Annotated in this window: 9 protein-coding genes; 4 read left to right on the top strand and 5 right to left on the bottom strand. The window is 72.1% G+C overall.

Annotation, left to right across the window (positions count from 1 at the left end; genetic code table 11):
* On the top strand, positions 1 to 313 hold a 313-nt coding region (locus KCH48_RS41595; protein WP_246886753.1), incomplete at its 5' end, for a heterodisulfide reductase-related iron-sulfur binding cluster.
* A gap of 725 nt (positions 314 to 1,038) precedes the next feature.
* Here KCH48_RS41595 and KCH48_RS41590 read toward each other — a convergent pair.
* The 5 genes from KCH48_RS41590 to KCH48_RS41570 all read right to left on the bottom strand — a co-directional run bounded on the left by KCH48_RS41590 (position 1,039) and on the right by KCH48_RS41570 (position 6,475).
* Positions 1,039 to 1,860: an AfsR/SARP family transcriptional regulator gene (locus tag KCH48_RS41590; protein ID WP_210582840.1), complete on the bottom strand. Its 822-nt coding sequence runs from the start codon at positions 1,858 to 1,860 to the stop codon at positions 1,039 to 1,041.
* Between the two features lie 835 nt (positions 1,861 to 2,695).
* A complete protein-coding gene (locus KCH48_RS41585; RefSeq protein WP_210582839.1) occupies positions 2,696 to 3,535 on the bottom strand; it encodes an AfsR/SARP family transcriptional regulator in 840 nt (279 codons plus the stop codon).
* 263 nt (positions 3,536 to 3,798) lie between these two features.
* Entirely contained in the window at positions 3,799 to 4,488 is a 690-nt protein-coding gene (locus tag KCH48_RS41580) for a ScbR family autoregulator-binding transcription factor (RefSeq protein WP_210582838.1), read from the bottom strand.
* A gap of 74 nt (positions 4,489 to 4,562) precedes the next feature.
* Positions 4,563 to 6,149: an acyl-CoA carboxylase subunit beta gene (locus tag KCH48_RS41575; RefSeq protein ID WP_210582841.1), complete on the bottom strand. Its 1,587-nt coding sequence runs from the start codon at positions 6,147 to 6,149 to the stop codon at positions 4,563 to 4,565.
* 137 nt (positions 6,150 to 6,286) lie between these two features.
* Positions 6,287 to 6,475 (bottom strand): acyl-CoA carboxylase subunit epsilon, encoded by a 189-nt coding sequence (locus KCH48_RS41570; RefSeq protein ID WP_210582837.1) that lies wholly within the window; start codon positions 6,473 to 6,475, stop codon positions 6,287 to 6,289.
* A 369-nt stretch (positions 6,476 to 6,844) separates the two neighbouring features.
* Here KCH48_RS41570 and KCH48_RS41565 point away from each other — a divergent pair, with 369 nt between their 5' ends.
* The 3 genes from KCH48_RS41565 (at position 6,845) to KCH48_RS41555 (ending at position 10,372) form a co-directional block, all read left to right on the top strand.
* On the top strand, positions 6,845 to 7,855 hold the full coding sequence (locus tag KCH48_RS41565; RefSeq protein WP_210582836.1) for a ScbA/BarX family gamma-butyrolactone biosynthesis protein: 1,011 nt from the start codon (positions 6,845 to 6,847) through the stop codon (positions 7,853 to 7,855).
* 582 nt (positions 7,856 to 8,437) lie between these two features.
* Entirely contained in the window at positions 8,438 to 9,109 is a 672-nt protein-coding gene (locus KCH48_RS41560) for a ScbR family autoregulator-binding transcription factor (protein ID WP_210582835.1), read from the top strand.
* A 498-nt stretch (positions 9,110 to 9,607) separates the two neighbouring features.
* Positions 9,608 to 10,372 (top strand): SDR family oxidoreductase, encoded by a 765-nt coding sequence (locus KCH48_RS41555; RefSeq protein WP_210582834.1) that lies wholly within the window; start codon positions 9,608 to 9,610, stop codon positions 10,370 to 10,372.
* The last annotated feature ends 123 nt before the right edge of the window (positions 10,373 to 10,495 follow it).

Raw genomic sequence — 10,495 nt, 5'->3', positions numbered from 1 at the left:
CGCGCGGATGTGGATGGAGGAGCGGATCGGCAAGCGCATCAACAACGAGCGCGTCGACGAGGCACTGTCCGTCAACCCCGACATCATCTCGACGGCCTGCCCGTTCTGCCTCGTCATGCTCACCGACTCCGTGAACGGCAAGAAGGCTGCAGTCGGCAGCGGCTTGGCCGCGGGCGGCAAGGCGAAGGAGTCCATCCAGGTCGTCGACGTCGCCCAGCTCCTGCTGGACTCCGTGAAGACGCCGGTGGACCGCAAGGACCCCAAGGGCCCGGCCGGGGCGGAGAGCACGCCGGAGCCGGAGCCCGTCAAGTAGTCCGCTTCGGCAGGGGCACGCAGGGTCTTCTCGGCGACGTGGCACCTGTGGTGTGTGACGGGGTGCGGGTGCCCTGCCGGATGAACAGCGGGGTCGGCGGCATCTGGCGGGGTTGATCCTGCGCTGGTTCCTGGACGGCACCCGGCTGACCCCACTCGCCCGCGGCGAGGCGGGGCTGCGTCCCGGCGGCCTGCCGCTCCCTCCACGAAAAAGCTGATCCGTGCTCGCCGAGATCTTCTGACACCTCCCGCGCGGCAGCGTCCTGAGACGGCTCGTCAGCCCGGCGCCGCGTCGCGGGCGTCCACGCGTTTTTTCGGCTCACCTCATGGCCGCGAGGGCAGGAGGTCTGCGGCAGCCGGCCTTGTGTCTTCCGTGCCCACGCCGTGAACGGCCCGGCACCGGCCGGTCATCGACCGCTCTCCTTCGCACCGAAAGACCGCGGCCTTTGGGCGGTGTCCCGTCCCGCCCGGTGCCTCCACGAGTGCGGTGGCATCCCGTGCGAACCCCCGCGGTGCACCGCCTCGCGCACGCGTTGCTCGCTGTGCAGGCGGCCCACCGCCCCAGTGGCCCACCGTCCCAGCGGCTCAAGGGCCGCGTCGGCTCGGAACACAGAGGTGGGTGCCCGGGCTCCTCGCGGATCCCACCGGGCCCGGGCCACCGGGGCTGTCAGAATCCGGATCACCCACAGGCGCTGAGTACGGCGCAGGCCCCCGCTCCGGCCGGCCTCAGGCGGCGTAAAGATCGAAGGTCGAGCCGCGCCGCTCTCCGGCGACGACGTCCAGTTGCGGGTCGACGGCCAGCATGGCCTGGTGGAGGCGCTGCACCTGCGGGGAGGGCTCCACGCCCAGCTCGTCGATCAGCCGGTTGCGCAGTTGCCGGTAGACGGCGAGGGCCGATGCCTGCCGCCCCGACCGGTACATGGCCACCATGGCCTGCGAGTGCAGCCCTTCGTGCTGCGGGTAGCGCGCCGTCAGCTCGGCGAGTTCCGCGATGAGTTCGGCGTGCCGGCCGAGCCGCAGGTCGGCGTCGATGCGCCGCTCGACGGTGCCGAGCCGGCTCTCCTCCAGGCGCATGACCTCGATGGCGAGGATCGGTCCGACCCGTACGTCGACCAGCGCGGGGCCGCGCCACAGCTCCAGCGCCTTACGGAAACGGGCGGCGCTGGTCGCGTCGTCCCCGGCCTCGAAGGCCGACCTGCCTTCGGTGACCATGCGTTCGTACTCGTGCACGTCGACGCTCTCGGGCGGTATCTGCAGCAGATAGCCGCCGTGGCGGGTGGCGAGCACTTCCTTGGCCGTGCCGGGGGCGTCGGGCCCCATCGCGGTGCCCAGGCGCCGGCGCAGCTGGAGGATGTAGGTCTGCAGCGTGGTGAGCGCGCTCTGCGGCGGCTCGGTTCCCCAGATTTCCTCCATGAGCAGGGGAACGGGCATCACCCGTCCGGGGTAGAGGGCCAGCAGGGAAAGAATCTGCCGCGGCTTTCCGGCCGTCGGGACAATCGATCCCCCATTGACCTCGGCACTCAACGGACCCAGAACCTGAATCTTCACTGCTTTCCTCCGTAGCTCGCCGAGTTCCTCTCATGGCTGAATTCCGTCACCGTCAGCACACTAGCCAATATCGCGCCGCACCCTCCTTTCTTCGACCGGGGCTCGAGGCTGTTTCAGCGGAACACCTGGATCCGCACAATGGGTCCGCCGGTGAATAGAGGACGCTTACCGGCGCCGGAGGCGTCCGGCGTATCACGTCATGCTCTTCCCGGTCCCATTCGAATGGAGTTTTGCTGCAGAGAAACTGAAAAAAAGGGGGGGCGGACCTCGCGGCCTGGGCCGGCGGGCACGCCCGGCGCCAACGGGTGTCACCCGCTGCGCGCGCCCAGGAAGCAGCGGGCGGCGGTTCGGGCGCGGCCCGGGGGACGCCCCGCACGGGTGGCCGGCGGCCCGGCGGCTCGGTGCCGCCCGGCGGATGTCAGGGCAGGGCGGCGCACGCCTGCCGCGGCTGCGCCGCCGCTTCGGCAGAAGGGGACGCAGCCGGCGGTGCGGCGCCCCCGGACGGGCCGGACGCGGGCCGGGCGGGCCGGACGCGGGCCGGGCGGGCCGGGCTGCGGTGTCCTGGTGCGCGGTGGGGGCCATGACGGCGCAGACGGTCCGGGCCGTGGTGCGAGGGCCGGCGCACGGCCGGTGCGGGCCGGATGCTCCCGGCAGGCGGCCGGACGGGCCGCGCCCGCCGCCGTGATCCGCCGGGGTGCGCCACCGGCGGTGGCGCACCCCGGCGGATCACGGCGGCGGGCGGCTCGGCGGCCGTGCGGGCCGGTGCCGCCGTTGTCCCGGCGCCGGCCCGGCGGGGGTCGCCCGCCACGCACGGGCCCTTGAGGGGCGCCGTCGCTCAGCTCGTCGAAACGAGCCGCTCCTTGGCCGCGCCGGGCGTGCCCGCCGGCTCGGGGCTGGCGGTCAGGACGGACCGCTGCAGGCGCTGCAGCGCCGCGGACGGCTCCAGACCGAGGTCGCGTACGAGGGTGGCCCGCAGCCGCTGGTAGGCCTCCAGGGCCTCTCCGCGCCGCCCCGAGCGGTACAGCGCGAGCATGAACTGGCCGTGCAGGCTCTCGTGGGTGCGGTAACGGTTCACCAAGACCGTCAGCTCGGCCAGCAGTTCTCGGTGGCGTCCCAGCCGCAGATCGGCCTCGATGCGCTGGTCGAGAGCGCACAGCCGGCTCTCCTCAAGGCGCTTGATCTCCGTCTCCAGCTGCTCCCCGACCTGTACGTCCGCGAAGGCGGTGCCGGACCACAGGGTGAGCGCTTCGCGCAGCTGGCGGGCGGCGCCGGGGAAGTCCCCCGCGTCCATGGCCCGGTATCCCATGCCCGCGAGACGCTCGAACAGGCGGATGTCGCTCGCCCCGCCGCCGCTGGCCAGCAGATAGCCGCCGGGCATCGTCACCAGCACCTCCTTGGCGGTGCGCCGCGCGCCTTGTGCGTGCGCGCCGCCGCGCTCGCCGTCCAGGGCCACGGCGATGAGTTCGCGCAGCTGCAGGACGTAGGTCTGCAGGGTGGTGCGGGCGCTGCGCGGCGGGGTGACGCCCCACAGCTCCTCGATCAGGGCGGAGACGGGCACCACCCGGTCGGCGTGCAGCGCCAGCAGAGCCAGAACCTGGCGCGGCTTGGGAGCCGTCGGCGCTATGGAGACGCCGTTCTCCGTGACGGCCAGTGCGCCCAGTACTTTGATATCCACGCGATCTCCCCTGTCTTATGCACGAGCTCCGGTCGTTCCGTGGCCGCCAACGGAGGCCGGTCCGGCTCCCTGCCAAGACTAAAAACAGCACGCCCGGTATGTCAATACCAAACCGCGCGTCCTGTATTCTTCTGTTCCGAGCCGAGGTCATGCCGCCCCCGAGCAGGCCGAACGCCCGATCTCCGGCAGAACTCCAGGCGTTCGCGGGGCATCCTCCAGAGCTTCTCAAGGGAAAGCGGGGGCGGTGCGACCGGGATCCGGAACTAAACAGACCGCTTGGTATGCAAATTTTCGGGGTTTGACCGGGCCGGCCGTTCCTGCGGGGGGACGGCGCCGAGCAGGTCCGAGCCCGCGCACACCAGCGTGTCCATCCCCTGCCGGCCGGCGAGCAGCGGCAGGAGGACCTCCCACAGGCGGGTGACGCTGCGGCGGGTGAGCCAGGAGGCGTCCTCGCCGCCGAGGACCTCGAAGCCGGTGGTCGCGGCGACGACGACGCGGGCGGCGTCCGCGGCCGAGATCCCGGGCGCCAGGGCGCCGCTGCGCCCGGCCCGCACGAGGCTGTCCTTGACCCAGCGCTGCCACTGCCTGCGCGGGCAGGGCCCGCCCCGGCGGGCGGCGTCGCCGGCGAGTGCGAAGCCGCCGCGGACCACGAGGTCGCGGGCGAGGCTGTCCATCAGCGCGTGCGTGGCGTCCACCACCGTCTGCAGGGTGTCGCCGTGGCGGGCCCGCGCCGTCTCGGTGATCCGCGAGACGGCCTCGGAAGCCTCGGCCCGGACCGCTTCGGCGAGCCTGTTCTTGTTGGCGAAGTGGAAGTGCAGCGCGCCGTTGCTGACCCCGGCCCGGCCGCTGATGGTGCTCAGCGAGGCGGTGACGAAGCCCTCCTCGGCGAACACCGCGGCCGCGGCCTTCACCAGCGCGTGCCGGGTGCGCGCCGCTCGCTCCTGCTGGACCATGTGCTGCCTCCTGCCGAGGGCCGGACGCCGAAGGCCGCCGCCGCACCGGCGCCGACGCGCCCGCGGGCGTCGTGCTACTGCGGGGGGTTGCCGTGCTTGCGGGAGGGCAGGTCGGCGTGCTTGCTGCGGAGCATGGCCAGGGAGCGGATGAGGACCTCGCGGGTGGCGGCCGGGTCGATGACGTCGTCGACCAGGCCGCGTTCGGCCGCGTAGTAAGGGTGCATCAGCTCGGACTTGTACTCCTTGACCATCTTGTGCCGCATGGCCTCGGGGTCCTCCGCTTCGGCGATCTGGCGGCGGAAGATGACACCCGCCGCGCCCTCGGCGCCCATCACCGCGATCTCGTTGGTCGGCCAGGCATAGGTCAGGTCGGCGCCGGTGGACGCCGAGTCCATGACGATGTACGCGCCGCCATAAGCCTTGCGCAGGATCAGCGAGATCCGCGGCACGGTCGCGTTGCAGTAGGCATACAGCAGCTTCGCGCCGTGCCGGATGATCCCGCCGTGCTCCTGGCCCACGCCCGGCAAAAACCCGGGGACGTCCAGCAGGGTCAGGAGCGGGATGTTGAACGCGTCGCACATCTGGACGAAGCGCGCGGCCTTCTCCGAGGCCTCGATGTCCAGCACCCCGGCGAGCGTCTGCGGCTGGTTGGCGACGATGCCGACGACCTGCCCGTCCAGGCGGGCCAGCGCGCAGATGATGTTGCGGGCCCACCGCTCGTGGACCTCGAGGTACTCACCGTCGTCGACGATCTCCTCGATCACCTTCGCCATGTCGTAGGGCCGGTTGCCGTCGGCCGGCACCAGGTCCAGCAGCACCTCCGAACGCCGCTCGGCCCGGTCGCCGCCGGGCACGACGGGCGGGGCCTGACGGTTGTTCTGCGGGAGCATCGACAACAGGTAGCGCACCTCCGCCAGGCACGTCTGTTCGTCGTCGTAGGCGAAGTGCGCCACACCGGACGTCTCGGCGTGCACGTCCGCACCGCCCAGCCCGTTCTGGGTGATCTCCTCGCCGGTGACCGCCCTGACCACGTCCGGGCCGGTGATGAACATCTGCGAGGTCTCGCGGACCATGAACACGAAGTCGGTCAGCGCCGGACTGTAGGCCGCGCCGCCCGCGCACGGGCCCAGCATCACCGAGATCTGCGGGATCACCCCCGACGCCCTGGTGTTGCGCTGGAAGATGCCGCCGTACCCGGCAAGCGCGCTGACGCCCTCCTGGATCCGGGCGCCGGCACCGTCGTTCAGCGACACCAGCGGCGCCCCGGTGGCCAGCGCCATGTCCATGATCTTGTGGATCTTCGTGGCGTGGGCCTCGCCCAGCGCACCGCCGAAGATACGGAAGTCATGGGCGTAGACGAAGACCGTACGGCCCTCCACCGTCCCCCAGCCGGTGATCACACCGTCCGTGTACGGCTTCTTCAGCTCCAGCCCGAACCCGGTCGCCCGGTGCCGGCGCAACTGCTCGACCTCCCGGAAGGAACCCTCATCCAGCAGCAGGTCGATCCGCTCCCGCGCGGTCAGCTTGCCCTTGGCATGCTGCGCCGCGGTCGCCTGCTCACCCGGGCCGGCCAGCGCCTGCTCACGGATGCCGTGCAGTTCCGCCACACGCCCGCGGATATCGGTGGGCCCCGGTTCGACCGGTGCCGGGGCAGTCGTCATCGCCATGTCAGGTGCCTTCCTGGGACCAGGCCGCAAGGCCCCGCCCCGGATCGTGACCGCATAATAACAAACCGCGCGTGCGGTTTCTATTTGTCGGTGGAGGCTGCTCGGAGGCGGCGTGCAGATCACCGCCGGGCTCAGCGCCAGCCGTCGGGCGCCGCGTAGGCGGCCGGCGTGCGCCACCACCGCATGCCGGCCGCCGGCGCCGGCCCGGACACCTCCTGGCCGCCCGCCAGCAGCGCGAGCAGCACCATGGTCAAAGCGGCCAGCTCCGCCTCGTCCACCTGGCCGCGTTCCACCCGGAACAGGGCTTCCTCGCTGTTCATCCGGCCGCTCCCCCTCCTCTGCCTGTCTGGGGAACACGGTCGGCCACCCCGCTCAAGAATCACTGCGGCCGCGCTCGAGACAGGGGACAGCACCCACCGGGCCGGCCGTGCGCGGGGGCAAAGACCTCCCCCGCCCGCCCGGCCGGCACCCCCGCTGGTGCGCGCCCACCCGCCAGGTCAGGCGGCCGGCGCGACCGCCGGCAAAACCCGGCCCGCAAATCGGAGGGAAAAGCTCCCCATTTTCCGCCGCCGGAGTCGCCCGTACCGCTAGAAATTAAACCGGTTGGTATGTATCTTCTCGTGTCCAAGGCACACGGCCCGCTCATGCACTTCACACGCACCTCACACCACGCGACCCAGGGGGAAGACATGTCTGCGAGCACGTTCCGCACCGAACGCCCGACGCCAGGCGCGCCGGTGATCGCGCACCACGCACCCGCACCCGTGCCGGCACCGGCGGCGGGGACCGGTGTCGTGCGCTACCCGTCCCTGACCACCACCGTCCCCAAGGAGTTCGTCCACCGCGCCAGCGTCGCCGAGGTCCTGCTCACCGACTGGGAGCGCACCGACGACACCCGCTTCACCGTGAGCGCGCAGTGGCCGCGCGGGCACAGCTTCTTCACCGCCGTGGACGGCTTCCACGACCCCCTCATCGCTGCGGAAACGATCCGCCAGGCCAGCACCCTGCTGGCCCACACGGAGTTCGGCATCCCCCTGGGCCACCACTTCCTGATGTGGGACCTCACCGTCCGCGTGCACCCCGAGCAGCTGCTGGTGGGCACCGCGCCCGCCTCCGTCCAGCTGGACATCACCTGCAGCGACCTCAAACGGCGCGGCAACCAGCTGACCGGGGGCCGCAACCACATGGTGCTGCGCCGCGACGGGAAAAAGGTGGCCACCGGAAGCGCCTCCTACACCTCCGCCACCCCGGCCGTCTACCGGCGCCTGCGCCAGGGGCGGACACTGGACAGCGGCCGCCCCCCGCTGCCCCTGACCGCCCCCGTGGCCCCGCAGTCGGTGGGACGGATGTCACCCAGGGACGTCGTGCTCTCCCCCGCCGGCCAGGCCAACCGGTGGCAGCTGAGGGTCGACACCCGCCACCCCGTCCTCTTCGACCACCCCGTCGACCACATACCGGGCATGATGCTGATCGAGGCCGCCCGCCAGGCAACCGCCGCGACCCTGAAAGGCTCCTTCCTCCCCCTGTCCCTGGACAGCAGCTTCGACCGCTACGCCGAACTGGACGCACCCTGCCTCATCGAGGCCCACCCCGCCCCCGCCGACACCGAGAGCGGCGAACAGTCGGTCCTGGTGACCGGCCACCAGCACGGCGAGGCGGTATTCCGCTCCCACGTCAGGGCAGCAGCACACACCACCTGAACACCACACCCCCGCCGGCAACACACCGCACACGGGCCACCCCGCACCCCCATCCACCGGCCCGGCCCACACCCCCCGCCCCCGGTTGCCGGGAGGGCACTCCCAGCCCCCGGCAACCGGCGTCAGGCGTCCGGCGTCAGGCGTCCGGCGACCGGCACACGGGGCCCCTTCCCGCACCCGGCACCGCCCTGCCCCGGCCGGCACCGCGGGCCGGGGCAGGGCGGTGCGGGCCCGAGCAGGGCGGGAGGGGCCACCCCGCCGCGCCGGCACCGCTGAAGGACCCGCCGCCGCGACGACGTCCGGCGCCCGACACCGGCCGTGCGGGCGCCGCAGCCGACCGACCCGGCACTCCCGCCCTCCCGGTGCTCCCGCTCCCGCTCTCCCGCTCTCCCGCTCTCTCGGTGCTCCCGGTGCTCCCGGTGCTCCCGGTGCTCCCGGTGCTCCCGCAGGGGACCGGACCCCCTCTGCCGGGATCCGGGCCGGGCGGACGGGTCACCCTGCGCCACATTCCTGTAAGATACAAACTGGGCGGTTTTTTTGGAGAACCGGAGCCCGTCGGCCGCGAGAGACATGGAGGACGGAATGGCGAAGCAGGACCGGGCCATCCGCACCCGTCGGACAATCCTTCTGGCAGCAGCCAAGGTCTTCGAGGAACGCGGGTACCAGGCCGCGACGATCTCCGAGATCCTCACCGCCGCCGGCGTGACCAAGGGAGCCCTCTACTTCCACTTCAAGTCCAAGGAGGAGCTGGCGCTCGGCGTGCTCGACGCGCAGGGCAGCCAGTTCATCGCCCCCTCCCGCGCCTGCAAGGTGCAAGAGGTCCTGGACGTCGTGATGCTGCACGCCCACCGGCTGCAGACCGATCCCATGGTGCGCGCCAGCGTCCGCCTGGCCATGGACCAGAAAGCCGCCGACCTGGACCGCAGGGGCCCCTTCCAGCGCTGGAGCGAGATGGTCCAGGAACTGCTGGAAAAAGCGCAGCCCCAGGGCGAGCTGCTGCCCCAGGTCGTCCCGGCCGACACCGCGGATGTGGTCGTGGGCGCCTTCGCCGGCGTCCAGTCCATGTCCCAGGCCTTCAGCGACTACGAAGACCTCCCCGGCCGGGTCGTCGAGCTGATGCGCCACCTGCTGCCCAGTTTCGCGCAGCCCTCCGTGATCGCCTCGCTGCGCCTGTCCCCGTCCAGGGGGGCGGCGGTGTACGAGGAGGCCCAGGAACTGATCACCGCACAGCAGAACACACTGCCCGCCGCCTGACCCCCCGGGCAGCGGGCCCGCCACCGAACCACCCCCGTCATCTCCTTCGCGCCTCCCCCACCAGGACCGCCGGCCCCCAAACCCGGCATGACCGCCGCCCCCCGCCGAACGGACGACCCGGCGGGTTGGTGTCACCAGACCCGGCAGGTGCCGCCGCAGACGCCGATGAAAGGCCCGGCCACTGCCCGGTGGGCGCAACGCCGGACAGCGCGCGGACAGCAGGCAGGCAGGGCGGGCGGCAGGCGGGGCGGGCGGGGCGTTCGCCGCGTGCGTGCCCCGCGCCAGGGCCCGCAGGCCACCGTGGGGGCACGTGTAATTTCGGGCACGCCGGCCACCACTGGCCTGCCAGAGGCCCGGCAGACCACCCGCCCGGCAGACCACCCGCCCGGCACCGGCCGCGGGACCCCTTGCACGCCCCGCGCGTGAAGAGCCGCAGCCCCACAGCGCGCATCCGATTCACCCACGACACAGCACCGACGACACAGGGGGAACCACGGCATGGGAACACTGGCCGGCAAGACAGCACTGGTCACCGGGGCCAGCCGCGGGATCGGCAGGGCCATCGCACGCACACTGGCCGCCGAGGGAGCCCTGGTCGCCCTGCACTACGCCGCCAACGACCACGCCGCACAAGAAACCCTCGACCTGATCGACCAGGACGGCGGGCAGGCCTTTTTAATCCGCGCCGAACTGGGCATACCCGGCGACATCCACACCCTCTACACCCAACTCGAAGACGAACTCACGCAGCGGACCACCAGCCGCCACCTCGACATCCTCGTCAACAACGCAGCCGTCAGCGGATCCGCCCGCATCCACGAAGTGACCCCCGACCTGTTCGACCGGCTCTTCACCGTGAACACCAGATCCCTGCTCTTCCTCATCCAACGGGCCCTTAACACCCTGCGCGACGGCGGCCGCATCATCAACATCTCCTCCGCCGCCACCCGCATCGCCTACCCCGAATCCCTCGTCTACGCGATGACCAAAGGCGCCCTCAACACCCTCACCCTCGCCCTCGCCAAAGAACTCGCACCCCGAGGCATCACCGTCAACGCCGTCGCCCCCGGATTCGTCGAAACCGACATGAACGCCCACAAACGAGCCGACCCACAAGCCGCCGCCCACCTCGCCGCCTGGTCCGCCTTCAACCGCATCGGCCACCCCGACGACATCGCCGACATCGTCGCCTTCCTCGCCTCCGACGCATCCCGCTGGATCACCGGCCAATACCTCGACGCCAGCGGCGGCACCCGCCTCTGACCCCCCACCCCACCCCCCCCCACAACCCCCCACCGCCCCCCCCCCCCCACCCCCCCCCCCCCCCCCCCACCCCCCCCCACCGACCCCCCCCACCGCCCGCCCCCCCCCGCCCCAGCCCGCCGC

Origin of the sequence: Streptomyces sp. GESEQ-4 (assembly GCF_017948455.1) — a bacterium.
In the GTDB taxonomy this organism is placed as follows: Bacteria; Actinomycetota; Actinomycetes; order Streptomycetales; family Streptomycetaceae; genus Streptomyces.
The sequence above is the reverse complement of the archived record's forward strand: the minus strand, read 5'-3'. Positions and strand labels throughout refer to the sequence as shown.

Bases quoted from the DNA above. Each gene is read 5' to 3' on its own strand.
- KCH48_RS41560 (WP_210582835.1), top strand. From the start codon at position 8,438: ATGGCGAAGCAGGACCGGGCCATCCGCACCCGTCGGACAATCCTTCTG.
- KCH48_RS41570 (WP_210582837.1), bottom strand. From the start codon at position 6,475: ATGAACAGCGAGGAAGCCCTGTTCCGGGTGGAACGCGGCCAGGTGGAC.
- KCH48_RS41555 (WP_210582834.1), top strand. From the start codon at position 9,608: ATGGGAACACTGGCCGGCAAGACAGCACTGGTCACCGGGGCCAGCCGC.
- KCH48_RS41565 (WP_210582836.1), top strand. From the start codon at position 6,845: ATGTCTGCGAGCACGTTCCGCACCGAACGCCCGACGCCAGGCGCGCCG.
- KCH48_RS41575 (WP_210582841.1), bottom strand. From the start codon at position 6,149: ATGACGACTGCCCCGGCACCGGTCGAACCGGGGCCCACCGATATCCGC.
- KCH48_RS41580 (WP_210582838.1), bottom strand. From the start codon at position 4,488: ATGGTCCAGCAGGAGCGAGCGGCGCGCACCCGGCACGCGCTGGTGAAG.